At 68.5% G+C, this 25,559-nt stretch carries 28 protein-coding genes; 18 read left to right on the forward strand and 10 right to left on the reverse strand.

The features are described from left to right. Window positions 1–41: 41 nt before the first annotated feature. The gene (locus AC1DBQ_RS06305; RefSeq protein ID WP_476927693.1) at window positions 42–557 is read right to left on the reverse strand and encodes a hypothetical protein; all 516 of its coding nucleotides are present in this window, start codon (window positions 555–557) and stop codon (window positions 42–44) included. Window positions 558–697: 140 nt separating this feature from the next. Beyond that, window positions 698–1,018, reverse strand: coding sequence for a GYD domain-containing protein (locus AC1DBQ_RS06310; RefSeq protein ID WP_476927694.1), 321 nt, complete (start codon window positions 1,016–1,018; stop codon window positions 698–700). A 231-nt stretch (window positions 1,019–1,249) separates the two neighbouring features. Here AC1DBQ_RS06310 and AC1DBQ_RS06315 point away from each other — a divergent pair, with 231 nt between their 5' ends. Further along, entirely contained in the window at window positions 1,250–1,579 is a 330-nt protein-coding gene (locus tag AC1DBQ_RS06315) for an antibiotic biosynthesis monooxygenase (protein WP_476927695.1), read from the forward strand. Between the two features lie 85 nt (window positions 1,580–1,664). On the opposite strand, the gene AC1DBQ_RS06320 is transcribed toward AC1DBQ_RS06315, so the two are convergent. After that, window positions 1,665–2,267, reverse strand: coding sequence for a DUF6919 domain-containing protein (locus tag AC1DBQ_RS06320; RefSeq protein ID WP_476927696.1), 603 nt, complete (start codon window positions 2,265–2,267; stop codon window positions 1,665–1,667). A gap of 263 nt (window positions 2,268–2,530) precedes the next feature. On the opposite strand from AC1DBQ_RS06320, the gene AC1DBQ_RS06325 reads away from it, so the two are divergent. Further along, window positions 2,531–3,130, forward strand: coding sequence for a LacI family DNA-binding transcriptional regulator (locus AC1DBQ_RS06325; protein WP_476927697.1), 600 nt, complete (start codon window positions 2,531–2,533; stop codon window positions 3,128–3,130). Between the two features lie 20 nt (window positions 3,131–3,150). Here AC1DBQ_RS06325 and AC1DBQ_RS06330 read toward each other — a convergent pair whose 3' ends face one another. Both AC1DBQ_RS06330 and AC1DBQ_RS06335 read right to left on the reverse strand, forming a co-directional pair. Continuing rightward, window positions 3,151–4,206, reverse strand: a complete 1,056-nt coding sequence (locus AC1DBQ_RS06330; RefSeq protein WP_476927698.1) for a bile acid:sodium symporter family protein — start codon at window positions 4,204–4,206, stop codon at window positions 3,151–3,153. 111 nt (window positions 4,207–4,317) lie between these two features. After that, a complete protein-coding gene (locus tag AC1DBQ_RS06335) occupies window positions 4,318–4,668 on the reverse strand; it encodes a helix-turn-helix domain-containing protein (RefSeq protein WP_476927699.1) in 351 nt (116 codons plus the stop codon). Window positions 4,669–4,872: 204 nt separating this feature from the next. On the opposite strand from AC1DBQ_RS06335, the gene AC1DBQ_RS06340 reads away from it, so the two are divergent. Beyond that, a complete protein-coding gene (locus tag AC1DBQ_RS06340; protein ID WP_476927700.1) occupies window positions 4,873–6,396 on the forward strand; it encodes a SulP family inorganic anion transporter in 1,524 nt (507 codons plus the stop codon). A gap of 129 nt (window positions 6,397–6,525) precedes the next feature. Here the strand turns inward: AC1DBQ_RS06340 and AC1DBQ_RS06345 are convergent, their stop codons facing one another. Continuing rightward, window positions 6,526–7,521, reverse strand: coding sequence for a LacI family DNA-binding transcriptional regulator (locus AC1DBQ_RS06345; RefSeq protein WP_476927701.1), 996 nt, complete (start codon window positions 7,519–7,521; stop codon window positions 6,526–6,528). A gap of 108 nt (window positions 7,522–7,629) precedes the next feature. Between AC1DBQ_RS06345 and AC1DBQ_RS06350 the strand changes: the two genes are divergently transcribed. Further along, window positions 7,630–8,751 (forward strand): Gfo/Idh/MocA family oxidoreductase, encoded by a 1,122-nt coding sequence (locus AC1DBQ_RS06350; protein WP_476927702.1) that lies wholly within the window; start codon window positions 7,630–7,632, stop codon window positions 8,749–8,751. Then, window positions 8,748–9,539: a TIM barrel protein gene (locus tag AC1DBQ_RS06355; RefSeq protein ID WP_476927703.1), complete on the forward strand. Its 792-nt coding sequence runs from the start codon at window positions 8,748–8,750 to the stop codon at window positions 9,537–9,539. Before AC1DBQ_RS06350 ends, AC1DBQ_RS06355 begins: the two co-directional genes overlap by 4 nt. Window positions 9,540–9,641: 102 nt before the next feature. On the opposite strand, the gene AC1DBQ_RS06360 is transcribed toward AC1DBQ_RS06355, so the two are convergent. Beyond that, window positions 9,642–10,748 carry a GTP pyrophosphokinase gene (locus AC1DBQ_RS06360; RefSeq protein WP_116765412.1) on the reverse strand — a complete coding sequence of 369 codons (1,107 nt, stop codon included), beginning with the start codon at window positions 10,746–10,748 and terminating at the stop codon, window positions 9,642–9,644. Window positions 10,749–10,970: 222 nt separating this feature from the next. On the opposite strand from AC1DBQ_RS06360, the gene AC1DBQ_RS06365 reads away from it, so the two are divergent. The 10 genes from AC1DBQ_RS06365 to AC1DBQ_RS06410 all read left to right on the forward strand — a co-directional run bounded on the left by AC1DBQ_RS06365 (window position 10,971) and on the right by AC1DBQ_RS06410 (window position 20,274). After that, window positions 10,971–11,768: an alpha/beta hydrolase gene (locus AC1DBQ_RS06365; RefSeq protein ID WP_476927704.1), complete on the forward strand. Its 798-nt coding sequence runs from the start codon at window positions 10,971–10,973 to the stop codon at window positions 11,766–11,768. A gap of 150 nt (window positions 11,769–11,918) precedes the next feature. After that, the gene (gene nhaA / locus AC1DBQ_RS06370) at window positions 11,919–13,271 is read left to right on the forward strand and encodes a Na+/H+ antiporter NhaA (RefSeq protein ID WP_476927705.1); all 1,353 of its coding nucleotides are present in this window, start codon (window positions 11,919–11,921) and stop codon (window positions 13,269–13,271) included. Between the two features lie 137 nt (window positions 13,272–13,408). Beyond that, window positions 13,409–13,711 (forward strand): rhodanese-like domain-containing protein, encoded by a 303-nt coding sequence (locus tag AC1DBQ_RS06375; RefSeq protein ID WP_476927706.1) that lies wholly within the window; start codon window positions 13,409–13,411, stop codon window positions 13,709–13,711. A gap of 16 nt (window positions 13,712–13,727) precedes the next feature. Next, entirely contained in the window at window positions 13,728–15,089 is a 1,362-nt protein-coding gene (locus AC1DBQ_RS06380; protein ID WP_476927707.1) for an MBL fold metallo-hydrolase, read from the forward strand. A 129-nt stretch (window positions 15,090–15,218) separates the two neighbouring features. Beyond that, window positions 15,219–16,178, forward strand: a complete 960-nt coding sequence (locus AC1DBQ_RS06385; protein WP_476927708.1) for a carbohydrate kinase family protein — start codon at window positions 15,219–15,221, stop codon at window positions 16,176–16,178. 58 nt (window positions 16,179–16,236) lie between these two features. Continuing rightward, window positions 16,237–16,770, forward strand: coding sequence for a YbhB/YbcL family Raf kinase inhibitor-like protein (locus AC1DBQ_RS06390; RefSeq protein WP_476927709.1), 534 nt, complete (start codon window positions 16,237–16,239; stop codon window positions 16,768–16,770). A 156-nt stretch (window positions 16,771–16,926) separates the two neighbouring features. Then, a complete protein-coding gene (locus AC1DBQ_RS06395; RefSeq protein ID WP_476927710.1) occupies window positions 16,927–17,745 on the forward strand; it encodes an HAD family hydrolase in 819 nt (272 codons plus the stop codon). A 134-nt stretch (window positions 17,746–17,879) separates the two neighbouring features. After that, on the forward strand, window positions 17,880–18,128 hold the full coding sequence (locus AC1DBQ_RS06400) for a hypothetical protein (RefSeq protein WP_476927711.1): 249 nt from the start codon (window positions 17,880–17,882) through the stop codon (window positions 18,126–18,128). Between the two features lie 103 nt (window positions 18,129–18,231). After that, window positions 18,232–19,098, forward strand: coding sequence for a glycerophosphodiester phosphodiesterase family protein (locus AC1DBQ_RS06405; RefSeq protein WP_476927712.1), 867 nt, complete (start codon window positions 18,232–18,234; stop codon window positions 19,096–19,098). A gap of 51 nt (window positions 19,099–19,149) precedes the next feature. Beyond that, a complete protein-coding gene (locus AC1DBQ_RS06410; RefSeq protein WP_476927713.1) occupies window positions 19,150–20,274 on the forward strand; it encodes a glycerate kinase in 1,125 nt (374 codons plus the stop codon). Between the two features lie 90 nt (window positions 20,275–20,364). Here the strand turns inward: AC1DBQ_RS06410 and AC1DBQ_RS06415 are convergent, their stop codons facing one another. Together AC1DBQ_RS06415 and AC1DBQ_RS06420 are read right to left on the reverse strand one after the other, a co-directional pair. After that, a complete protein-coding gene (locus AC1DBQ_RS06415; protein WP_476927714.1) occupies window positions 20,365–21,075 on the reverse strand; it encodes a DUF6766 family protein in 711 nt (236 codons plus the stop codon). Then, a complete protein-coding gene (locus AC1DBQ_RS06420; RefSeq protein ID WP_476927715.1) occupies window positions 21,072–21,572 on the reverse strand; it encodes a DUF6328 family protein in 501 nt (166 codons plus the stop codon). Before AC1DBQ_RS06420 ends, AC1DBQ_RS06415 begins: the two co-directional genes overlap by 4 nt. 270 nt (window positions 21,573–21,842) lie before the next feature. Between AC1DBQ_RS06420 and AC1DBQ_RS06425 the strand changes: the two genes are divergently transcribed. Both AC1DBQ_RS06425 and AC1DBQ_RS06430 read left to right on the forward strand, forming a co-directional pair. After that, the gene (locus AC1DBQ_RS06425) at window positions 21,843–22,754 is read left to right on the forward strand and encodes an SDR family oxidoreductase (RefSeq protein ID WP_476927716.1); all 912 of its coding nucleotides are present in this window, start codon (window positions 21,843–21,845) and stop codon (window positions 22,752–22,754) included. A gap of 122 nt (window positions 22,755–22,876) precedes the next feature. Beyond that, window positions 22,877–23,119 (forward strand): hypothetical protein, encoded by a 243-nt coding sequence (locus tag AC1DBQ_RS06430; RefSeq protein ID WP_476927717.1) that lies wholly within the window; start codon window positions 22,877–22,879, stop codon window positions 23,117–23,119. A gap of 103 nt (window positions 23,120–23,222) precedes the next feature. Here AC1DBQ_RS06430 and AC1DBQ_RS06435 read toward each other — a convergent pair whose 3' ends face one another. Continuing rightward, window positions 23,223–24,572 carry a uracil-xanthine permease family protein gene (locus tag AC1DBQ_RS06435; RefSeq protein ID WP_476927718.1) on the reverse strand — a complete coding sequence of 450 codons (1,350 nt, stop codon included), beginning with the start codon at window positions 24,570–24,572 and terminating at the stop codon, window positions 23,223–23,225. 298 nt (window positions 24,573–24,870) lie between these two features. On the opposite strand from AC1DBQ_RS06435, the gene AC1DBQ_RS06440 reads away from it, so the two are divergent. Then, a complete protein-coding gene (locus tag AC1DBQ_RS06440; protein ID WP_476927719.1) occupies window positions 24,871–25,476 on the forward strand; it encodes a malonic semialdehyde reductase in 606 nt (201 codons plus the stop codon). The last annotated feature ends 83 nt before the right edge of the window (window positions 25,477–25,559 follow it).

The raw sequence follows: 25,559 nt of genomic DNA on the forward strand, positions 1-25,559 counted from the left end.
ACGCGGGGGACGTGACCCGGATGGTCCCGGCCGGGATCCGGCTACGATCCCGGGGTGGCCGGGACCATCCAGAAACCTACCACTTCGCCCGCCCCGGGCCCGGTAGTGCGCCGATAAGCCTGGGCGTAGACCGGCCCCGCGGCGAGGTCCACCTGTGCCTGCGTCGCCTTTCCGCAGTCGAGAGCCAGCTCGAGCTTCCCGCCGTCCCGGAGGCCGTCCTGGGTAATCGAAATATCGCCGGTGGGCGCGCCGACGCAGGCGGCCGTCACCGTGTACGTCCCCTTCGGCAAAGCCTTGACCCACTTGCGCACCCCGGCGCCGCCGAGCCCGCCGGCGCCTTCCAGGACGATCCCGTCCGGCCGGGCGCCGAGGACGGCCCCGAGGTCGTGCAGGTTGCGGCTCTCCGCCATGGCAAGTTCCGGACCCGCCGGGGACGGCGGCGGAGGCGCCGCGCGGCGCGTCCTGGCGGGTGCCGCCGTCGGATCTCCCACGTCGTCCGAGTACTCACACCCCGCCAGAGCCGTTGCCGCGCCGGCCACGGCCAACAGCAGCGCCACGCCCCGCATCCAATGTCTTCCCCGACCGGGCAGCTTGCCCAGTGACCTGCTCAGTGACATGCCCMGAGCCTACTGGAGCCGGGGCMCGCAACGCCGCGGGCGAGTCCCGGGGGCGGGCGCGGCGGTACCGCGGTGCCGATCTACTGCCCCGGCGGTCGGTACGACGGCGTCTTGCTGGCTGCTGCGTCGAGATCCTCCAGCGTCAGGAGCGGCTTGAGGGTCAGGCTCACGGCACCGGTGGAATTGATCATGAGCGATAGGGCGGCGGCGCTGGCCTGATCGGGGATGTCGAAGACCCCGAGGACGTCGGTGTCCCCGAAGGCGTAGTAGAAGCATTCGAGGGTGCCGCCCACCGACTTGAGGGCTTCGACCACCGCATCACGCCGCTTCGTGCCGCCTTCACGCATGAGGCCCTTGATGCCGTCGCCCACGTAGTTTGCTTCGAACAGATATTTGCTCATGGTTTTCCCTATCCTGTGATGCCCAGGATCTTGGCCTCCGCAGGTGTGCCCGCTACCCGACGATGGATGGTCCGAGGCTGGCCCCAGAGCGGGGCTCTGCCCACATGCTAGGCCTTCCGCCCCCACCCATACAACGGTTCGTTGACGGGCGGCAGCGGCGCCTCGGGCAATCCGGCCCTACCGCCGTGCGGTGGACAGGAACATAATCGCCGTATCAACCCTGAACGGAGCATGGAGGTGGTCGACGTGTCTGTTTACACGCTCGGAATTTGGCTGGTGCATCCGGGCCGCGAGAACGATTTTGTGCAGGCCTGGCGGGATCTGGCCCGGAAAACCAAGGAGGATTTTCCCAACGCCAAAGCCGTGCTGATGCACGACCGTGACGTCAAGAACCGGTTCATCAGCACCGGTCCCTGGGATTCCCTGGAACAGATTGAGCAGTGGCGGGATTCTGCCCTGTTCAAGCAGAGCGTCGAGGCAATGAAGGACATGCTGGAACATTTCGAGTCGCGCACCCTGGACGAGGCGGCCAGCATCGGCTGGGATGCCGCCGACATGTAACCTCTCCCGCACGGAGACCGGCTGGCGGCCGCCGGGTGGCCGCGCGGAGGCCGGGTGGCCGCGCGGCGACGCCCGTTCCGGCGGACTATTCGGACTGGAGCGCCTCAAACACKGCGGGCAGCAGGACATCGTTCCTGCCCCAGAAGGGGTCGAAAATCTCCACGTACCAGGCATCCGCCAGGACGAKGGCCAGAGTTTCGTTGGTCTCGGCCGCCCAGTCCCTGAGCTGGTCTTCGCCCACCGGTTCTTCGCTGCTTCCCAGCACGGTCACGACGGCGTCGTCCTGCACGGTCACGGGGATGGAGGCGGTGCTGGCCTCCCCCGGGGCGTGGACGACCGTCACCAGTTCGGTCCGGGTGGACAACGCCAGCAAAGCCGACGCCGTCTCCGGGTTGCAGAACGCCGTCACGTAGGCCCGCTGGGCGAGGCCTTCGACCTCCACGCCCGGCTGTGATTCCTTGGTGAAGAGCCCGTTCCGGTTGAGGCGGGCGAGCTCGCCGGCGATGGCGGTGGTCTCGTCGTCGAACCCGGGCGAGAAGACCCCCGGCTGGTACTGGCTGTTGCCCTCGAGCCAGCGGGCGGTCAGTTCGCCGGCGGCCGCGATTGTGGTGGCCTGCCGCCACACTTCGCGATCAGCGAGGAGCCGGCCGAAGCTGTCCCGTTCGGTCGTAAACCTGTCCTCTGACATTCAGGCCTCCTGTGCCGCGCTGTTTTCTGCAGGTCTTCTATGCAGGCTAGGCCAGTTGAGCCCTGCGGGGAACACTTCGGTCCCGGCACGTCCCGCAGACAGCCGAGCTCGCACCAAGGACGTCCTCAAGACCAGCCCCCACGCCCCTCCTGCCCCAGACGAGGAACGGGTGCGTTGGGCTAGAGTTCACACAGGGGGACCGCCCCAGAACGAAGTTTCCAGGAGCCGCCACGAAACGGCGGAGAAGCAGCCGGGAGTCATCAGTGCGGCATGGATCCAAGCCCACCATCCGCGACGTCGCAGAGACGGCCGGGGTCTCCGTAACCACCGTCTCCTACGTGCTGTCCGGCCGGTCCGGCGGCACCACCCGGATCAGCGAGGCCACCCAGGACCGGGTGCATGCCGCGGTCCGCGAACTTGGCTACGTGGCCAACCGGGGCGCCCGCGGCATGCGGCGGGGCCGGACGGAGCTGGTGGCCGTGGCCGTCGCGGACCTCGAGGACCCCCGGGACCGCGCCCTCGCCACGCTGCTGGCCGCCATCCTGCCGGAGCACGGCTACCAGACGGTCGTCCTGCTGGGCGGGGGTTGGCGGCAGTTCATGCTCGCCGGCGGCGCCGACGGCGTGATCCGCACGAGCGCCTCCGAGACTGCCGAAGACTCCGCAGCCATGGCGGAACTCGCCGCCCGGGGCGTGGCCCAGGTGCTCATCACCGACGACGCCGGAGCCGGCGCCCTTGACGCCAACCCCGACGGCATCCCGGATGTTCAGGCGGGATACGACGTCGTGCCCGCGGGAACCGAGAGCCCGGAGGCCCTGGCCGAGCGCGCCGTCACTGCGCTGCTCGGCCGGCTGCGGAGCTAGCAGTACAGCCAGCCCCGACTTCAGGCGTTCAGCGCGGCGGCTTCCGGCGCGGTGGTCTCCGGTGCTGCGGCGTCCCGGACGGGGCGCCGGGCCAGCCACGCGGCCACGATGGCGCCGGAGATGTTGTGCCACAGGGAGAAGACAGCGGACGGCAGCGCGGCCAGCGGGCTAAAGTGCGCCGTGGCGAGGGTGGCGGCCAGGCCGGAGTTCTGCATCCCGACCTCAAAGGCGAGGGCCCTGCGCGCCCGGTCGTCAAGGCGCCCCACCTTGCCGGCCAAGTACCCCAGGCCGAGCCCGAAGCCGTTGTGTAGCACCACAGCCAGGAACACGATGCCGCCCGCGGCGACGATCTTGCTGGCGCTTCCGGCCACCACGATCGCCACGATCAGCGAAATCACGACGGCGGACGCCCACGGCAGTGCCGGCAGAACCTTGGCCACGACCTTCTTGAGGAAGAGGCGGGCCAGCAGGCCTGCGACAACGGGCAGGAGGACGGTCTTGAGGATGTCCTGGACCATGCCGCCGGCGTCGATGCTCAGGTACGAGCCGGCGAGGAACAAGACCAGCAGCGGCGTGACGATCGGGGCAATCAGGGTGGACACGGACGCGACGGCCACGGACAGGGCCACATCGCCCTTGGCGAGGAACGCCATCACATTGGAGGCGGTGCCCGACGGCGCGCAGCCCACCAGGATCAGGCCCACAGCCAGTTMCGGTTCGAGGTGCAGGGCGACGGCGATCAGCCAGCCGGCGCCCGGCATGATGACGTAGTGGGCCACGATTCCCAGGGCCACCGCMCAGGGACGCTTGGCCACCGAGGCGAAATCGGGCGGGGTCAGGGTCAGGCCCATGCAGAACATGATGATGCCCAGCAGGAACGGCACACTGGGCGCCAGGGGTTTGAAGGCTCCGGGGAGCAGGAAGCCGGCAACGCCGGCCACCACGACGAGGATGGGGAAGATCGTCACCGCGATGCGCGCGATCTTTGCCTCGGCCGCGAGGGCGGGATTGAGGGGGACGTCGGCGGCGGTGCCCGCCTCCCGGGGCGAATTCGGAGTTTTAGTTGCCTCAAGCATCCAAGCATGGTGCCACCGCCGTCCGCGGACTGGCTACTTCGTGACCATCTGGTGGACAAATATGTCAGATTTATGGACTCTCGCCGGCCGGAGCGGCTCGGGGTCGGCTGCTCAGGCTGTGACGCGGCCCAGCATCGCGATGAAGTCGTCCGCCTGCGCGAGGTTGCGGGCCATCTTGGCGCGCTGGTGCGCCGCCTGCGCCAGGATTTCCGCGAGCCGGCCGGCACGCCCCGGGGTGTCCTGGCCGCCGGCGAGGAGTCCCAGGATTTCGGCCATTTCCTCGAGGGAGAAGCCCAGCGGCTTCATTTGCTTGATAAGCATGAGGCGGCCGGCGTCGTCCTCGGAGTAGACCCGGAAGCCGCCTTCGGTCCGGGACGTCGCCGGGAGAAGCCCGACGTCGTCGTAGTGGCGGATGGTGCGCAGGGACAGTCCGGTCCGTTCGGCGAGTTCGCCAATGTGCATGGTTGCAGTGCTCCCGATTGTGGCTGACCTGAGGCCGTCATGTGCATCTTCAATGCCAACTCTACCATCACGTTAGGGTAGGGTTTCATGAGTGGGTGAGCCCAGGACGGCGAACTCCCCACTCCCTCCGGCGCGGCGCGGCGCCCCACAATCATTGAAATCCGAAGGCTGTCTGTGCCTTCTTGACCACGAACGGAGCCAGCAATGGCCGCCAAAACTKCCGCAGATGCCCCGGCCTTCACGCCCKAGCAACTGCAATCCGTCCGGGGCGCCTTGAGGTCCCCGCGCCGGCTCAAAACCGAAGTGCTCGGCGGCCTTGTGGTGGCCCTGGCCCTCATCCCGGAGGCGATCGCCTTCTCGATCATCGCCGGAGTGGACCCGCGGATCGGACTCTTCGCCTCCTTCACGATGGCCGTCACCATCTCCTTCGTCGGCGGGCGCCCCGCGATGATCTCGGCGGCCACCGGCGCCGTCGCCCTGGTGATCGCCCCGCTCGTGAAATCCCACGGGCTGGACTACMTCGTCGCCGCGGTGATCCTGGCCGGCCTCTTCCAGATCATCCTGGGCCTGTCCGGGGTGGCAAAGCTGATGCGCTTCATCCCGCGCTCCGTGATGGTGGGCTTCGTCAACGCCCTGGCGATCCTGATCTTCCTCTCCCAGGTGCCCGAGCTGATCGGCGTCCCGTGGCTGGTCTATCCGCTCACCGCGGCAGGCCTGCTGATCGTCTTCGGCCTGCCCAGGCTGACCAAAGCCGTTCCGGCGCCTCTGGTGGCCATCGTGGTCCTGACACTCATCACCGTCCTGGCCGCCGTCGCCGTTCCCACCGTGGGGGACAAGGGAGCGCTTCCGGACTCACTGCCCTCCCTGTCTCTTCCCGGTGTGCCGTTCACGTTCGAAACGCTGCAGGTGATCTTCCCCTTCTCCCTCGCCATGGCCTTCGTGGGGCTGCTCGAATCCCTCATGACCGCGAAGCTCGTGGACGACATCACCGACACCCGCTCGCCCAAAACCCGCGAGGCCTGGGGCCAGGGCGTGGCCAACATTGTCACCGGCTTCTTTGGCGGCATGGGCGGCTGCGCGATGATCGGCCAGACCATGATCAACGTCAAGGCCTCCGGCGCCCGCACCCGGATCTCCACCTTCCTGGCCGGCGTCTTCCTGCTCATCCTCGTGGTGGCTCTCGGCGGCATCGTGTCCCTGATCCCGATGGCCGCGCTCGTGGCCGTCATGATCTTCGTTTCCGTTGCCACCTTCGACTGGCACAGCATCAGGCCCTCCACCCTCAAAGCGCTGCCCAAGAGCGAAACGCTCGTCATGGTCGCCACTGTCGCCGTGACCGTGGCCACGCACAACCTGGCGATCGGCGTCGGCGTCGGCGTTCTGGTCGCCATGGTCCTGTTTGCCCGGCGGGTGGCGCACTTCGTCACCGTGGAGCGGTCCCTGGCGGAGGGCGACGGCGGCCAACTCGCCACCTACAAGGTGGACGGCGAGTTGTTCTTCGCCTCCTCGAACGACCTCTACACCCAGTTCGAGTACGCCCTGGACCCTGACCGCGTGGTCATCGACATGCGCGACTCCCATCTCTGGGACGCCTCCACGATCGCCGCACTGGATGCCATTACAGAGAAGTACCGCCAGCACGGCAAGAGCGTCGAAGTGGTGGGCCTCAACGACGCCAGCCTGGCCATGCGCGAGCGGCTCGCCGGAAAGCTTGGCGCCGGGCACTAGCAGGCCGGCAGTGGCGGCTTGCTGGCGTCGGGGTTTGCCCGCCTTCGGAAGTTCCCGCCGGCGTGTTGCGCCGAACCGCCGGCGATTGGCGGCGTCGTGACTCTAAAGGTGGGGAGATTCGGCGGCAGGTCAGCTTGGGCGCGCCGGTCCGGTGGTGTTGCGGACCACCAGATGCGGTGTCCTGACCAGGTGAGCCGGGGCGTCGGCTCCTGCCAGCCGCTCGACCGCCCTGTCCACGGCGGCAGTGGCGAGGAGGGGCGCGTCCTGGCTGACAGAAGTCAGTTGCACATAGCTKAGCCGGGCAAACTGGCTGTCGTCGTAGCCCACCACTGACACGTCCGACGGCACGCGCAGCCCGGCGGTCCGAAGGCCCTCGATCACCCCTAGGGCTGACCTGTCATTGAAGGCGATCACGGCGGACGGGGGGTTGTCCCGGAGCGATGCGCAGGCCCTGAGCCCGTCTTCCTCGGTGAGGCCGCCCGGAACCACGAAAGGCTCCAGCCCCCGGCGGAGCATTTCGGTGCGAAAGGCATCCCGGCGCTGGTCGGCCGAGACTGCCGCCCCGCCGTCGACATGGACAATGCGTCGATGACCCAAGGCGGCGAGGTGTTCAACGGCCAGCCGGATGCCGGCGTGGTTGTCGCTGCTGACGGAGTCCACTTGGTCTCCGACGTCGTCGCGCAGGAGGCTTACAACCGGTGCCCGGCGTGCAAACCCGGCGAGCTCCTGGCTGCCCAGCGTCGGGGAGATGAGGATCAGCGCCTCGCAGCCCATATCCAGGAGCGCCTCCGCCGCCCGCGTTTCGGGCCGGCCGCTGGCAACCGCGCTCAAGGCGATTTCGTAGCCCCGTTCCGCGGCGCCGGCATAGGCGGCGTCGACGATCTCGGCGTGGAACGGCTCTGACGTGAAGAAGCTCAACCCGAGAAGCCTGGTCCGCGCGCTGCGCAACAGCCGGKCCCGGCTGTCCGGCCGGTAGCCGAGTTCCCGGGCCGCTTCAAGCACCTTCTTCCGGGTGGACTCGGCGGCGCCCGGGGCGCCGCGCATCACGATGGACACCAGGGCACGTGAGACGCCCGCGGCTTCGGCGACGTCCATGAGCGTAGGGCGGCGTTGCTGTTCGGTCATTCTTGCTCCTTGCTTTCAACCAGTCTATAGAACGTTCTAGACAATGACCGGCAGCAGGTGCATCATGGATCTACTAGAACGATCTATAACCCAGGCTAGGAGTTTTTCATGAGCTATCTGCAGCATCCGGTCAGCGGCGACCGGCCCGTCCGCGTCGGACTCATCGGCGCCGGTTGGATTGGCAAGTTCCACGCCGAGTCGGTGGCCCACCGGATTCCGGGTGCCCGTCTGGAGGCCATTGCCGATCCCGCCCTCCCCGCGGTCGAAGCCCTCGCTGGCCGGCTGGGAGTGCGCAAAATCAGCACGGACCCGGCAGACGTGATGAATGATCCGGACATTGACGCGGTCCTCATTGCGGCGCCGGCACGGTTCCATTCGGACCTGATTGCTGCTGCGGCCCGGGCCGGGAAGGACGTGTTCTGCGAGAAGCCGGGCGGCCGGACTATTGAGGAGTTGGACGGTGCCCTTGATGCAGCCGACGCTGCCGGCGTCATTGTTCAGTTCGGCTTCAACCGGCGCTATGCAAACGACTTCGCCGCGGCGCGGAAGCTGATTGACGACGGCGCCGTGGGAGTTCCCCAGTTGCTCCGGTCGCTGACGCGGGATCCGGGCACCGCGGCAGGCCTTGCCGCCCCCGAGCGGATTCCGCCGGGAACCATCTTCCTCGAAACCCTGATCCACGATTTCGACACCCTGAACTGGCTGAACCCGGGCGCCGTTGCGGTCCGTGTCCACGCGGTCGCCGACGCGCTGGTCGCCCCTGAGCGGAAAGCCGGCGGACTGCTGGACACCGCGGTGGTGACGGTGACGTACAGCAACGGTGCCATCGCGGTGGCCGAGGCCAATTTCAACGCCCTGTACGGCTACGACGTGCGCGGCGAAGTCTTTGGCTCGGCGGGCATGGTTACTGCGGGAGGACCCCAGGCGTCCAGCGCGACGAGCTACACCGCGGCCGGCATCGCCTCCTCCACCGTGCGGCTGAACGTGGATCTTTTCCATGACGCCTACACCGCGGAACTGGCCCACTTCGTCGACGCCGTCAAGGCGCGCCGCGGGAACCAGGCGGCCCCCGGAACCCCGGGCCCCGGCGGCACCGACGCCCGCAACGCCCTGGCCGTGGCACTGGCGGCGATCCGTTMGAACGAGACCGGGCTTCCCGTGGAGGTTTCCTCGATCGCCGAATTGCGGGCCGCCGAGCCCGCGCACCACGCCGTAGGGCAGGGAGAATGAGTTTCCGCCTGGCCGTTTGCGCCGAGATGGTCTATGGCGAGCTGGACCTCATCGAGAGGGTGCGGCGGATCCACGGACAAGGCTTCGAGGTGGAACTCTGGGATACGCGAGGGCGGGACATCTCCGCCCTCGCGGCCACGGGTGCCCGCTTCTCCTCGATGAGCGGTTACTTCGGCGGCAGCCTGATCAACCCCGAAAGCGCCGACCAGGTGGTGGCTTCGGCCGAAAAGCTGATTCCCACCGCGCTGGAACTCGGCGTCGAGCGGATGGTGGTCCACCCGGCCGAACTCGGCGAAGGCGGTCGCGCCGTCCGKCCCACGTACCGGTCCACGGGCCAAATGTGGCTGACCGGCCTGCGGACGCTCGAACGCCTTGCAGTACTGGGCGAGAAGCACGGCGTGACGTTTGCGCTCGAAAACCTTAACACCATCCTGGACCATCCCGGCATCCCGCTGGCCCGGGCCAAGGACACCCTCACCCTGGTCTCGGCGGTCGACCATCCCCACGTGAAGATGATGCTGGATCCGTACCATGCCCAGATCGGGGAAGGGAACCTGATCGAACTCGTCAGGGCTGCGCTGCCGTGGACGGGGGAGATCCAGGTGGCCGACGTCCCCGGCCGGTTCGAACCCGGCACCGGGGAAATCAACTACCGCGCTGTTGCGGCGGCGCTGAGGGTAGCCGGCTACTCCGGTGTCATCGGCCTTGAAGCCGGCGCCGCGGGCGGGCATGGACTGGCTGCAGGCGATGCCGCCCTGGCCGCTTTCCGGGCGGCGTTCGAGGACTGATCGCGGCCTGAGCGCGGCCACCGGGCCGCCCTGCCCMTGGGTAATGCCGCCGTGGCATGCTCCTGTGTCATGCCGCCGCCCCCGCTCTGCGCGGGGCCGCCCCTACCCCTGCGTGAGCCGGTAGCGTTCGATCTGCTTGAGCCGCCGCAGCAGGCTGTCGCGCCGGGGGTGGGGGACGGCGTCGGCCGGCTCGGCGGTGAGCTCGATGTGTTCGGTGCCGTACTGCCACAGCAGCAGGTCATCGAGCAGCCGGTCCGGGCCGGGGGAGTAGCGGTGGTCCAGGGCCTGGCGGACCTCGGTGATCCGGTTGGCGCTGAGAAGGCCGGCGAGCTGCATGGTCTGGTTGAGCCCGTGCGCTGCCATGAGTTCCGCAGCCCAGCCCCAGTCGTCGTCGACCTTCCGGTCCACGTGCGGCAGCAGGGTCCGCCAGACGTCGCGGATCCGGTTGGGCGTCAGCGGCGCGGCACCCTCGCCCTCCACATCCCAGTAACTGCGGACCTCCTCATAGCGCTCGTGCAGGTCCGAAAAGGCGCTTTCCACGGTCTCCAGCATGGCTGCCGTGGCGGTGAACTGCCGGTCGAAGTGCGGGGTCCAGGCCCGGGGGTCCTCGGCCTTGAAACGAATGTCGTGCTCGATCTCGCTCCAGGCGTGGGCGAACACGGTGCGGATCTGGCATTCGAAGAAGTAGCTGCCGTTCGGCGGGACATCCGGGTTGAAGACCTGCTGGTAGTCCTTGACGGCCTCGTTTTGGATGGTCCGCAGGATCAGGTGCCGGCTGGAGTAGCCGTAGGTGCCTGACTCGATCGAGCCGATGTCCTTTTCGCGGTCTCCGCGGCAGTCGAAGAGCTGGCGCTGGCGCTTAATGAGGTTGGCCGCCACCGCGTTTTCCGCCGGCAGCTTGGTGATCACGCGGATGCCCACCATGTCGTTCAGGGTCCGGAAGGGATCCGGGAACTTCAGCACCAGCGGCCCGCCCGGCTCCAGCGGTTTTTCTGTGCGGGAAATCTTCTCGCGGAAGGATTCGACGGTCTTGGTGCGGCCGGTGACGAACAGCGGCATGACCTCGGTGTCCTTGAACATGGTCCGCAGGGTGAGCAGGACCTCCCGGGTGACCAGTTTCAGCGCAGGCCGGACCCGCTCGTACAATTCCACGTTCTCCTGCACGGAATCGCGCAGGCTCGGGTCCAAACGCTCCCAGTTGCTCGCCATGCGTCCAGCTTACGGCGCACCCCCGACGCCCGCGCCCCCGCCACCCCCGTGGCCGGGCCGCCGGACGGCATGCGGGAGCCCGACCTGCGCGGGGCCGCGCGGCGTCCACTGTAGGCTCAGCACATGGCTGATGTGCGGCGGCRGACTTGGATCGCGGCCGCAGCGACGGTGACACTGGGGGCAGTCTCCGCCGCCTGTTCACCGGGCCCCARGGAGGACGCTGTGAAGAGGCAGAAGTATCACTATGGCGAGGACCCCAGCCAGTGGGGCGAGCTTTTCCTCCCGGACGTGGCCGCCCCCAAGGGCGTGGTGGTGGTGATCCATGGCGGCTACTGGCGTTCGCAGTATGGTGCGGAACTCGGCGAACCCCTGGCCAAGGACCTCGCCACGCACGGCATGGCCGCCTGGAACCTGGAGTACCGGCGGGCCGGCAACGGCGGAGGCTGGCCCAACACCTTTGCCGACGTCCTGGCCGGAATCGACAAGCTCGGTGAGCTCGCGGACGAGCACGGGCTCGGCCTGGACCGGGTGGTGGCCCTGGGGCACTCGGCAGGCGGCCACCTTGCCGTCTGGGCGGCGGGACGCAGCCGGCTCGCCGGTCTCGGCGCCCCGGACGCGGACCGTCAGCTGGTGCGCAGGGGAGACGACGACGGCGCGGTGCGGCTCACGGGCGTCGTGAGCCAGTCGGGATTGCTGAACCTGGCGGCCGCCGAGCGGCTAAATCTCAGCAACGGCGCGGTCAGCAATTTCCTCGGCGGCTCGTCGGAGAAATACCCCAAACGGCATAAATACGCGGACCCCATGAGTGCGGTGCCGTTGAGCGTGCCGATCTATGCCGTCCATGGCACAGAAGACGACACCGTGCCGTTCAGCCAGTCSGAGACCTACGCCGGAGCGGCCAAGGCGGCCGGTGCGCCGGTGCAGCTACTCAAGGTCCCGKGCGACCACTTCGCGCTCATTGATCCCAAGGCGCCCGCCTACCGGAAGTGCCGCGAACTGGTGCAGCAGATGCTGGCCTGACATCCGGGCTGCGAGGCCGGGTGGTGGATTTGTGCGGGCGGTGGCTCATGCCGGCCGCCGCCCTAAGGGGCCGGAAGCGCATAGACTGGACCCCAGGTGCGCCGGGAAGTCTGGTCGGCATAGTTTCGTCGACCCCACTGTGAGGACCCCATGAGCGCCCTGCCCCCTTCTCCCACACCTCCTCGCCTCACCGTTTTCGCCCGCGGCAGCTACGCGGAAGCGCTGCGCATCGGCGAAATCCTCCGCAAGGAAACCGTCGGCGGCGCGCTGCTGGTCGCAGCGGCGGTGGMGGCCCTGATCTGGGCCAACTCCCCGGCGTCGGAAAGCTACTTCGCGCTGCGTGACTTCACTGTCGGCTACGAGCCCTGGCACCTGGACCTGAGCCTGGGGGCCTGGGCCTCGGACGGGCTGCTGGCGGTCTTCTTCTTCCTGGTCGGGCTCGAACTCAAACGGGAGTTCGTTGCGGGAGACCTGCGCCAGCTGAGCAAATCCGTGGTGCCGGTGGCTGCGGCCGTGGGCGGCGTGGCCGTTCCCGCGCTCATCTACGCGGCCGTCAACGTCGCGGACGCCGGGACCCTGCGGGGCTGGGCGATCCCCACCGCCACGGACATCGCGTTCGCGGTCGCCGTGCTGGCGCTGATCGGTTCGCACCTTCCCAGCGCGTTGCGCATCTTCCTGCTGACCCTGGCCGTCGTGGACGATCTTCTCGCCATCACCATCATCGCGGTCTTCTACACGAGCGAACTCCATCCGCTCCCGCTTCTGCTCGCTCTGCTTCCGCTCGGCCTCTACACATTCCTGGTGCAGAAATACCGGCGGTTCTTCGGCACTCACGGGCTGGCCGCCTGGGTGATCCTGCTGCCGCTCGGCKCCKCAACGTGGACGCTGGTCCATGCGTCCGGCATCCACGCCACCGTGGCCGGTGTCCTGCTCGGCTTTGCCGTCCCTGTGATCCGCTCCCGGGCCAGCGGCGGTCCCGAGGCCGGACCCGGCCTCGCGGAGATCTTCGAACACCGGTTCCGCCCGATCTCGGCCGGCGTCGCCGTCCCGGTCTTCGCATTCTTTTCCGCCGGGGTGGCCATCGGCGGCCTGCAGGGCCTCGGCGCCGCCCTGACCGATCCCGTGGCGGTMGGCATTATCCTGGCCCTCGTGCTTGGAAAACCCGCCGGTATCCTGGGCACGACGTGGCTCATCACCAAAGCCACCCGCGCCCGGCTGGACGGCTCCTTCAAATGGATCGACGTTTTCGGCCTGTCGATCCTGGCCGGTATCGGTTTCACGGTGTCGCTGCTGGTGGCCGAACTGAGCTTCGGCCAGGGCACTGTCCACGAAGACCACGCAAAGGTCGGGATCCTCGTGGCCTCGCTGCTCGCCGCGCTGCTCGCCAGCGCGGTACTCCGGGCCCGCAATACGCACTACCGCCGCGCGGAAGAGGAAGAAAGGATCGACTCGGACCACGACGGCATCCCGGACGTATATCAGCAGGGCCATCCGGCAGGCTAGGGCTTCGGACTGCCGGGGGGAGTAGATTTGGTGGTGGGGCGAAGGCGACGCCCGGAGCACGTATGATACCCCAAKGGGTATCATTATTGAGCTGGAACAAGCGCGTCGGGCCACCGGCGCCCTCGAAAGGAACAGGCATGAAGAGCATTTCCGTCAAGGACCTGGCCGCCCTGGGCGAAGTCACTGAAATCGTCGATGTCCGCGAGGACGACGAATTCGCGGCGGTCCGCGTCCCCGGCGCCAGGAGCATCCCGCTCTCGCGGTTTGTGCAGTCCCTCGACGAGGTTCCGGCCAGCGGCACCATCTACGTCATGTGCGCCGCCGGGGGCCGCAGTGCCCAGGCCACCACCTACCTGGAAGACCAGGGTTACGACGCCGTCAACGTCACCGGCGGAATCATGCAGTGGCAGGATGAGGGACACCCCGTCAACCGGGGCTGACAGCCCGGGAGGGGCCATGGAAGTCATTGTCATCGAGACCCCGCAGCTCGGGGACCGCAGCTACCTGGTCCACGACGGTGCGGTGGCCCTGGCGATCGACCCGCAGCGTGACACGGACCGCATCGAAGCGGCCGCCCGCGACGCCGGGGTCACCATCACCCACGTGGCCGAGACCCACCTGCACAACGACTACATCACCGGCGGCCTCATCCTGGCCCGCGCGCACGGCGCCGACTACCTGGTGAACGCCGCCGATCCCGTGGCGTTCGAGCGTACGCCCGTCGCCGACGGCCAGACGGTCCGGGTGGGCGCACTTACCGTCAAGGCGGTCGCCACCCCGGGCCACACGCACACCCATATGTCGTACATCGTGGACGACGGCCAGAAGCAGGCCGTCTTCTCGGGCGGKAGCCTGCTCTACGGCTCGGTCGGGCGCACGGACCTCGTTGCCGCGGCGGACACCGTCGGCCTGACTCACGATCAGTACGCCTCGGTCCGGCGCCTCGTCGCGGAGTCCGKGCACGACGCCGCGCTGTTCCCGACCCACGGGTTCGGCTCGTTCTGCTCCTCCGGGCCGGCCTCCGGTGCCCGGTCCTCCACGATCGGCGAGCAGCTCGCCGCCAACCACGCCCTGACGGACCCCGACGAGGACCACTTCGTCCGCCAGCTCATCGCCAACCTCACGGACCACCCCTCCTACTACGCCCACATGAGCCCGGCCAACGTCCGCGGACCGGGACCCGCCGATCTGGCCGTCCCCGAATCGCTCGACGCCGCCGAGCTCGCCCGGCGACTGGACGGCGGCGAGTGGGTAGTGGACCTGCGGCAACGTGTGGCCTTCGCCAGCAGCCACCTCAAGGGCAGCGTCAGCTTTGAATACGGCACGGGTTCCAGTTTCACCACCTACCTGGGTTGGGTGTTGCCGTGGGGTGAACCGCTGACCCTCGTGGGCTCGCAGGAAGATATCGAGAAGGCCATCCGTGACCTCTCCCGGATCGGCATCGAATCCCCGGACGCCGCCGTCGGAACCGACCCGCATGCCCTTGCGCCGCAGGCCGCCCTCGCTTCGTACCCCCGCGTGGACTGGGACGGCGTGCTGACCGGCCGGGCCGCCGGGGACACCGTCCTGGACGTGCGCCGTGCCGATGAATTCGCCGCGTCCCGGGTGGTGGGCGCGGTCAACATCCCACTGCACGAACTGCTGCTGCACCTTGAGGACGTCCCCGCCGGGAAGCTCTGGGTGCACTGCACGTCCGGGTATCGCGCCGGGGTCGCCGCGAGCCTCCTCCAGCGCGCCGGCCGGGACGTGGTCCACATCGACGCCAGGTTCGCCGACGCCGGACCCGACGGGATCGCCGTGGACACCGCCGCCGCCTGAGCCTCAGCGGCCGGGTGGCTGCGCGGCCCGGCACGACGGGCTGCACAGCCGCGCCCCGGACACGCGGGGAGCTGCGAACAGGTGCGGCAACACACGGCACCGGACCCGAATCTCTGGCAGAGTATGACCATGCTCACAGTTATTGGCGAGGGGCTGGTTGATGTTGTCCAGCGTTCCTCCGGCGTCCAGGCCCATGTCGGCGGCAGCCCCCTCAACGTAGCGGTGGGGCTGGCGAGGCTGGACCATCCGGTCCAGTTCATTGGCCGCTACGGCCGGGATGCCTATGGCGAAGCCCTGGCGGCGCACCTGAAATCGAGTTCCGTGCTGCTGCCGCTGGCACCCGACGGGCTTCCCACCAGCGTGGCCGCCGCTCTGATTGACGACGCCGGCGCCGCCACTTACACCTTCGACCTCGCCTGGGAGCTCCCCGGCGTCGCGGCGCGCCTGCCGTTCCTCCTGCAGGGAACCACGCTCCTGCACACCGGCTCCATCGCCACGATGCTGGCGCCCGGCGCGGCCGAGGTGCTTGCCGCCGTCGAGCGTGCCCACCCGTCGGCCACGATCAGCTTTGACCCCAATTGCCGCCCCAGCATCATCCCGGACGTGGACTACGCCCGCGGGCAGGTCGAAAAGTTTGTGGCTCTCGCAGACGTGGTGAAGGCCTCCGACGAGGACCTTGAATGGCTCTACCCTGGAACGGACCCGTTGGACTCGGCCCGCCGCTGGCTGGCGCTGGGCGGCTCGGAGGGGCCGGCCATGGTGGTGGTGACTCGCGGCKGCAAGGGCCCCTGGGGCATCAACGCCGCCGGTGTTGCGCAGTTCGCCGCTCCCGCAGTGTTGGTCGCGGACACTGTCGGTGCCGGCGATTCGTTCATGGCCGCGTTGCTGTCCGGGGTGGTGGACCTGGGCCTGGATGGGGCACAGAACCGCAAGGCGCTGCGCGAACTCTCTGCCGAAAGCCTCCGCGATCTCCTTGCCCATGCCTCCCGCGCCGCCGCCGTGACCGTGTCCCGCGCCGGCGCCAACCCGCCCACGCGCGCGGAGCTGGCCCGGATGGAGCTTGGTAGCGTGGGGACCGGCAACGCATAGCAGGCAGTACCCGAACAGCCGGCAGTACCGAACAGCAACCAGTTCAGGAAAGGCAGCCATGACAGCCCACGATCCTTACGCGCCGCTGCCCGACGTCCCCGCTTTCGACGTCAGCAGCGCATCCTTCCACGACGGCGACACACTTCCCCCCGCGCAGCGAAGCGGGGTTATGGGCGCCGGCGGCAAGGACGAGTCCCCGCAGCTGAGCTGGAGCGGCGCCCCGGCCGGCACCAAGAGTTACGCGGTGACGGTCTTCGACCCGGATGCCCCCACGGCCAGCGGTTTTTGGCACTGGGCCGTGCTCAACATCCCGGCCGATGTCACGTCACTGCCCGCGGGCGCCGGATCCCGCGACGGCGCGGCCCTTCCGCCCGGCGCGCTCCAGCTGAAGAACGACGCCGGATTCGCCGGCTACGTCGGCGCCGCCCCGCCCAAGGGACACGGCCCGCACCGCTACCTGATCGTGGTCCATGCGGTGGACGTCGACAAGCTCGACGTCGGCGGRCACGRCAGCCCTGCCAGCCTTGGCTTTGCCCTGTTCAGCCACACCCTGGGCCGGGCCAGGCTGACCGGGCACTACGAACAGCACTAGAGGGCCGCGCCGCCGTCGAAGTCGCCGGAGACTCTCGAGTTCGCCGGAACGTCCCGGCGAACTGGACGCTTTCCGGCGACCCCGGCGCAGGGGCCCGCGCGGTTGCACGTCCGGGAGGCGGGATCGGGACCGCGGCGGCCAACGTAGACTGGCTGTATGCGGCTCGTAGCAAGCGACATCGACGGAACGATCCTCAGTCATGACGGAAAAATCAGCGACCGGACCGTCCGCGCGTTCCACGCCTGCCGCGACGCAGGGGTGGAACTCGTCTTCGTCACGGGCMGCCCGCCGCGCTGGMTCCACCCCCTCCAGGACCAGTTGGGGCATGCCGGCACCGTCATCTGCTCCAACGGCGCCGTGGTCTGGGACCTCGAGGCGGACCGCATGCTCTCAGCCCGTGCGCTGGAGCTGGACGCAGTGTTCGAGGCCCGCCGCATCATCCGGCGGCTGCGCCCGACTGCACTGTTTGCCGCTGAAACCCTGACCGGCTTCCACCTGGAACCGGGCTTCCTCAACTCCGGCACAAGCCCGCTGCTGGCTGAATTCACGCCCGCCCCGCTGCACAGCACCCTCACGGCCGACGACTCCGTGGTGAAGTTCATGGCCATCGTCCGGGAGGGCACCGCCGACGAATTCCTGGCCGAGGTGACGCCCGCCGTCGCCCATTTGGCTGCCGCGACGCACTCGGCGCCGAACATGGCCCTGCTGGAACTGTCCMTGCCCGGCGTCAACAAGGCCGTGACCCTCGCCGAATACGCCGCCTCCCTGGGCATCGGCCCCGCAGACGTGGTGGCGTTCGGTGACATGCCCAACGACATCGAGATGCTCCGCTGGGCCGGGGACGGTTACGCCATGGCCAGCGGCCACCCCGAGGCCATCCGCGCCGCCGGCCAGCAGGCGCCGCACTTCGACGACGACGGCGTCGCCCAGATCCTCGAGGCCAAGCTCGCCGAACTCGGCCTGCGGCTTCCCTGAGCTCCACTCCCGACCAACACTCCCCGCGGTGACTTCCCGGTCACCGGATTCCCAGCGGGCGGTCAACTGGCGTTCACCTTGGCCTCCTAGGCTGAAGGCTCGCGACAGATCGTTTGACCGATAGTGGGGAAAACATGGCCAAGTACCGCGTCAACAAAACGGACGACMAACCTCTGCATCCGGCCGAGCCGGACCGGCACTGGCGGCAGTTGCGCCAGGGCGACCGCGTCAGCGTCCGGCTGGCCCCGGGTTTCGAGACCGGCGGCCTGGTGGACGCCGTGACGGCCGACCACAGCGTTGTCTGGGTGGACCTCGACGGCGGCCGCGGCCGGACGCTCCTGCACTGCGGCGACGGCGTCGAAATCCGGCCGCACGACTCCTGACGCCAGCGTCCGCTAACGCMGGGTCGCCCATGCCGCGTTCCGCTCAGCCCGCTCCGGACCGGGGTCCCGCGCGGCCGGATCGGGGCTCGGGTACGCTTCAGGAGTGACGAACCCGCACCCCTACTTTGCCCCCGGCGGGAACCCCGGCGGGAATCCTGACGGCACCCGCGGCGGCGGCCCGGAGCAAGCCGTGCCGGGGGACCAGGACACAGCCCGGGCACCCCTCGCGATGGCCCACCKGGGCTTCTCCCTGGACGGGCTGGAGAACTCGATGGCCGCGTTCCGCGCCGCCGTCGACCTCGGATTCCGGCACCTGGAAACCGACGTCCACACCACTGCCGACGGCGTGTTGGTGCTCTTCCACGACAAGACCCTGGACCGGGTCACCCAGGAACGCGGCCGGATCGCCGACCTGCCCGCCGCGGCCGTAGCCCGGGCCAGGATCGGCGGAACTGAACCGATCCCGCTGTTCGAGGAACTCATCGCGGCCTTCCCCGACGTCCGGCTCAACATCGACGTCAAGGACTGGAATTCCGTCGACGCCCTGGCCTCCGCAATCGAACGCCACGCGCTGCACGACCGCGTGCTGGTCGCCAGCTTCTCGGACCGTAGGCGCCGCGCCGTGCTTCGGCAGTTGAGCCGTCCCGCCGCGGGCTCTGCGGGCACGGTGTCCAACGCCGTGTTCGTCCTGCTGGGACCGGTACTGCCGGCGACGCTGATGGGCTTCGTGGCGCGTCGGGCCCTGCAGGGGGTCCATGCGCTCCAGGTGCCGGTCCGCTACGGCGCGGTKACCGTGGTGACGCCCGGCTTTGTCCGGCGGGCGCACCGGCACGGCCTGCAGGTGCACGTCTGGACCGTCAACAAACCGTCGGAAATGCACCGTTTGCTCGATCTTGGCGTCGACGGGATTGTCACGGACCGCGCCGACCTGCTCAAGACGGTCCTCACGGAGCGCGGGACCTGGGCMTAAACACCGCGTCTTGTCAGCGTCCCGAGCCCTCCGGACTGGCAGGATAGTGCCATGCGTATCCTCATCGCCCCGGACAAGTTCAAGGGCTCCCTGACCGCCGCCGAAGCCGCCTCMGCCATCGCTGAAGGCGCCCTGCGCGTCTATCCCGACGCCGAAGCCATCCAGTTTCCGGTGGCCGACGGCGGCGAAGGGACCTTGGAGGCGGCCGTCGCGGCAGGCTACGAGGAAAGGCTCAACGCYGTCGTGGGTCCGATCCTGGCTCCGATCGGTGCCGCGTGGGCTATCCGCAAGGACGCCTTCGGCGKGGCCACTGCGGTGATTGAAACGGCGCAGGCATCCGGCCTGGCGCACATGGAACCGACGCCTGCCAACGCCCTGCGGGCCCACAGCTACGGCTGCGGCCAGCTGGTCGCCGCCGCCCTGGACGCAGGGGCCACGGAAATCGTGCTGGGCGTKGGCGGTTCGGCCATGAGCGACGGCGGCAGCGGCGCACTCCGGGCGCTCGGCCTCAAGCCGCTGGACGCCGCCGGCAACGTGGTGCCCCTCGGCGGCGGGTCGCTCGCCGACGTCGTGACGGTGGATGTCAGCGGGCTGGATCCGCGGCTGTCCGCCGTGAAGTTCAGGATCGCCGTCGACGTGCGGAACCCGCTGTTCGGCAGCGACGGCGCCGCGCACGTGTTCGGCCCGCAAAAGGGCGCCGACGCGGATGCWGTGGAGCTGCTCGACGCCGGCCTGCGCAACTGGGCMTCGGTCCTGCGCGAGTCCACCGGCCGGGACGTCAACATCCCCGGAGCCGGTGCGGCCGGCGGCTTCCCGGCGTCGTTCCTGGCCTTCAGCAACGCCGCCCTGGAGGGCGGATTCGAGCTCGTGGCCGGCCTCACCGGGCTGGCGGAAAAACTCGCGGTGGCCGATCTGGTCATCACCGGGGAAGGCTCCATGGACAGCCAGTCGCTGACCGGCAAAGCGCCCATCGCGCTGGCCGATGCCGCCCACGCCCGCGGCATACCGGTGATCGTGGTGGCCGGCCGGATTCTCGTCACCCCGGAGGACCTTGCCCGGCACGGCGTGGTGGCCGCGGCCCAGCTGCTGGATGTCGCCGCGAGCCCCGACGACGCCGTCKCCAACGCCGCCAAGTACCTTGCGTGGGCCACCAGCCAGGTCCTCGAAGGGGCCTGACGGCGGCTCCGATTGCAGGGGCGCCGAAAGCAGGAGCGACGAAAGCGCCGATCGCCGGGGCCGCGACCTGCTGACCGATGCTCGCGGGGATCAGGTGCCTGTCTCGTAGTGCGGTTCGGCCACCGGCTTGGACTCGGGGGATCCCTTCTCCCGCAGATAGACCGACGCGCCCACCAGTACGGCGACCGCCAGGAATTCGCTCTGCCAGTTCTGGAACGACTCAAACCAGAAACGGCTCGTCGCGAGGTAGCCCAGCACCGTGACCGTCGGCTGGCCGTGGGCTTGCTGATCGTCGTTGTAATCGGCGCTGCCGCCGATTGCGTGCAGAACAAACGACATCAGGAAGAGCAGCAGGAACATGATCGACAGGGAGTGTTCGTAAAGTTTCAGGACCCACCCGCCGCGCCGGACGGGCCAGGGCGTGGACGCCCTGAGCTTGGCCTGCCGGGGATCCTCGTCCTGCGGGGCGGCGCGGCCCATGGGCTTGGACTCCGAGGACCCTTTCTGGAACAGGAAGACCGTCAGCAGGACATACATGCCCATCTGCAGGAATTCCGACTCCCAGTTCTCAAACGTCGCCTCCACGAAGGCCCCCGTACCCAGGTACTGCAGGACGCTCACCGCCGGCTGGCCGTGGGCCAGTTGGTCCTCGCTGTAACTGGCTGCCCCGCTGAGGACCATGCCGCCGAAGAAGGCGATGAATAGCGCTGCGTTGGCCAGCAGCAGCYCGCGTTCCTTGACCCACTTGCCCATGGTTCCTCCCGTGCCTGCGGCGCGCCGCTCCTGTGAAACGTCTGTCATTGTGGCTTCTCCTCCAGGCCCTTCCGGCGGAGTGCGGCAGGGACAAAGACCATCAGCAGCACTAGGACAGCCAGCAGGCCGACGCCGGCCATCACGCCGGCCGTCCGGCCCAACGTGACATCGAAAATGAGGGACGTGGTGCCCACGCTCAGCAGCATGACGCCGCCCAATGACACCTTCGCGATGGTGTCGGCGCTGGCCACGAGGGTAGCTTTCAGCCCTTGCCGGAAGAGCCGGCGGTGCAGGCTCACCGGCAACAGGATCGAGGCCGTGGTGAGCGCGGCTACGATGACGTTGGCGAGGTACAGCCCGGTCTGGTAGCCGTCCAGCGTCTCGAAGCGGGCCTGGAACGGCAGTGTMAGGAGGAAGCCGGCCAGAATCTGGACCCCGGTCTGGAGTACCCGCAGTTCCTGCAGGAGTTCCACCCAATTCCGGTCCATCCGCTCAGCCCGCGATTCGTCCCTGCCGTCATCCTGCGGCGCCGCCGGGCCTGTCATGACTGCTCCTCCGCGCAAACTGAAATCCCCGGACTCCCCATGAACACTGAAGTCCCTGTGAAGCGGGCGCGGTGTGCGCCCCACCCTCAACCTAGGCTTGAGAGTTGCCAAAAACAAGTCGGTAGTAAGTTTGCTGACTACTTTGCGGTTAGGGTAGAAACTGCGTACTTYGCCGGGATAGTTTCATTTCGCCGGGATAGTTTCAYAGGGGCCGGTCAGCGCCGGTCCGAGGAGCATCCCTGGAAAACCGACACGTTGGGTAGGTGGACTATGACTGACTCAAGCAGCGCCGCACAGAAACAGCAGGACCAACCGAAGGACCCCCGCACCGGCTACTACTCGGGGTCCTTCCCGGAGCAGGTGCAGGAACAGCCGGGCCTCACCGCGCCCATGGAACCGAAGCCGGACCACGGCGAGGAAAGCTACCGCGGCAGCGGTGCGCTCAGCGGCAAGGCTGCCCTGATCACGGGCGGCGACTCCGGGATCGGCAAGGCAGTGGCGATCGCCTTCGCCCGGGAAGGCGCCGACGTCGCCATCTCCTACCTGCCGGAAGAGGAAGAAGACGCGCAGGACACCGCCGCGTGGATACGGAAGGCCGGCCGGAAGGCCGTACTGCTGCCCGGCGACGGCCGCAGCGAGGACTTCGCGGCGAAGATCGTGAACGACACGCTGGCCGAGTTCGGCCGGCTGGACGTGCTGGTGCTGAACGCGGCCTACCAGAAGAACCGGGACAGCTTCGAGTCGCTGCCCACGGAGGAGTTCGACCGCGTCTTCAAGACCAATCTGTACTCGCTGATCTRGACGGCCCGCGCCGCCGTCCCGCACCTCAACGCCGGCGCCTCGATCATCACGACGGCCTCCATCCAGGCATTCAAGCCTTCGCCCGAACTCATCGACTACGCCATGACCAAGGCCGCTCAGGTTACCTTCACCAAGGCGCTGGCGCAGGAACTCGGGCCGAAGGGGATCAGGGTCAACGCCGTGGCCCCGGGGCCCATCTGGACTCCGCTAATCCCTGCGACCGCGTGGCCGGACAAGCTCCCCTCCTTCGGCCAGGACACACCCCTGCAGCGCGCAGGCCAGCCCGCGGAGCTCGCGCCGGCCTATGTGCTGCTCGCCTCGGACCACGGCTCCTACATTTCCGGCGCGGTGCTGCCCGTCACCGGGGGCAAGGGCCTCTGAGCTGAACCCCGACGGCGGGACGCATCCGGCCGGAGTGCCGGGCCTCAGCCAGTTCGGCGCAGAAGACCAAGACAAGTGCAAGTTAGCCCGGAGCAGGACGCTCCGGCGGAGCGGAGGAACACATGAGTTCAGAAAACACCACTACCGAGCCCGGATCCGGTGCCAGGAGCGGCGACGCCGCTGTCCCCTCGGCTGACGCCGAGATGGATGCATCGAACACCGAAAAGCCCGACGCCGGACGTCCCTTCTCCTCGGAGTCCGGCCAGGATGCGGCCGCGCTGCMCGACGGTTCCTGCACGGACCTGCCGAAGGAGAAGTCGCCGGAGAAGGGCAGCGACAACGAGGAACCGTTCGACGCCGGCTAAACCGGCTGCCGCCACAACCAGCCGGGCCGGGGCCGGGCCACCACACGGTGGCCCRGCCCCGGCCTCTTGGCTTTGGCGGTGCGGGCGGTAACGGGAGATGCCGCTAGCGGCGCTTCTTCGGTGCGCGCTTCGCAGCGGCCTTCACCGCCGCCGTCGCAACGGACGCCGGATCCTCCGTTTCGGGCTCCGCCACCGTGCCGCGCGCCTTCGCGATCGCCTTCATGCCGTGGTAGATCACCAGCGCGGCGGCCGAGCCGAGCGCGATGCCGTTGAACGTCAGGTCGCCGACGGTCCACGTGTAGTTCGCGATGCCGATGATCAGCGCCACGGCGGCCGTGGTCAGGTTGATCGAGTTGGAGAAGTTCACCTTGTTCTGGACCCAGATCTTGACGCCCAGCACGCCGATCATGCCGTACAGCATCGTGGCCGCGCCGCCCAGGACGCCGGCGGGGACAGTGGCGATGAGTTCGCCGAATTTCGGTGAGAAGCTCAGCACCACCGCGAAGATGCCCGCCACCCAGTACGCCGCGGTGGAGTACACCTTGGTGGCAGCCATGACGCCGATATTCTCGGCATAGGTGGTGGTTCCGGACCCGCCGCCAAACCCGGCCAGCATGGTTGCGGCGCCGTCGGCCAGCAGCGCCCGGCCGGACACGCCGTCGAGGTTCTGGCCCGTCATGGCGGACACGGACTTCACGTGACCGATGTTCTCCGCCACCAGCACCAGCACGACAGGCACGAAGAGGCCCACGACGCCGAGGTGGAATTCCGGGGTCTGGAAGTGCGGCAGGCCAACCCACGTGGCGCCGTCCATCTTGGCGAAGTCCACTTCGCCCCGGATCATCGCGACGAGGTAGCCCACCACGACGCCCACCAGGATGCTCAGCCGGCCCAGGATGCCGCGGAACAGCACGCTGACCACAATGATGACGGCCAGCGTGATGAAGGCGGTGACGGGGGCTTTGTCGAAGTTGCTCTTCGCGGCGGGCGCCAGATTCAGGCCGATCAGGGCGACGATCGCGCCGGTCACGATCGGCGGCATGAGCCGGTTGATCCAGCCGGCGCCGAACTTCTGCACCACGGCGCCGACGACGGCGAGGGCTGCGCCGGCCAGCACGACGCCGCCCAGCGCCCCGGGGATGCCGAACTGCTGCTGCGAGGCGAGGATCGGTGCGATGAACGCGAAGCTGGAMCCGAGGTAGCTCGGAACGCGTCCCTGGGTGATGACCAGGAACAGCAGGGTGCCGRTGCCCGAGAAGAACAAGGTGGTGGCCGGCGGCATGCCCGTGATGATCGGGACCAGGAAGGTGGCGCCGAACATGGCCACGACGTGCTGCATCCCGATCCCGATMGTCAGCGGCCAGGTGAGCCGCTCATCCGGCCTGACGACCTCACCGGGGCGGACGGACTTGCCGGTGCCGTGGAGCTTCCATTTGGTGCCGAGCATGCTCATTGCCGGGAGCCTTTCAGAGAGTGTGGGGCCGGAGCGGAAGGAATCTTCCAGGCAACTTTACCGCGCAGGGTCTTGACGCCGTTCCCGTGGGCGCCCGGCGCCGGGGCGTGTGTGCCCGGGCCGCGTGATGCCGAAGTCGATGCGCCCGGGCCGCATACACGGGCCGCATACCCTGCACTACTGTGCCGGACATCACAGGGCGCGGCGGGAAGCAGGCGCTGCTAGTTGAAGTTGCAACTATGGACAGCAGGAGACGCCAGCCGCCGGACGGTGCGCCGGCCCAGCGAAAGGGACGCGAATKACGATMGCCCATGAAGAAGCAGTAATCGACGCCGCAGCGGTGGACGCCATCTTTGCCGAGGCCCGCACGGCGAACGCCTTCACCGGCGACGTTACCGACGATCAGGCCCGTGCCATCTACGAACTGACGAAGTTCGGCCCCACCGCCTTCAATTCACAGCCGCTGCGCGTCACGTACGTGCGCTCGGATGAAGCCCGGGCCACGCTTGTGGACGCACTTTCCGCCGGAAACCGCGCCAAGACGGCATCCGCGCCCCTCGTCGCAGTCCTGAGCTACGACACCGCCTGGCAGGACCAGTGGGACAACTTCCTCCCCGGCTACAACGCTCCCAAAGCCATGTACGACGCCGCGCCTGACCTTGCCGCGGCCACGGGCAACAACAACGCCCACCTGCAGGCCGGCTACTTCATCCTCGCGGTCCGMTCCCTGGGCCTCGCCGCCGGGCCCATGACGGGCGCGGATTTCGCCGCCATCGACGCCGCATTCTTCCCCGACGGCAGCCAGAAGAGCTTCCTGGTGGTCAACGTCGGGCAGCCCGGTGCGGACGCCTGGGGCGCGGCCAAGCCGAAGTTCGCCTACGAGGACGTCGTCCGCACCGTCTAAGGACTGTCTAAGCACCTCCGGCACTGTTTTTCCGCGGAGGTGCCTCCGGCACTGTTTTTCCGCGGAGGTGCCTCCGGCACTGT

It is taken from the genome of Arthrobacter sp. 10T413_2 (genome assembly GCF_056394205.1).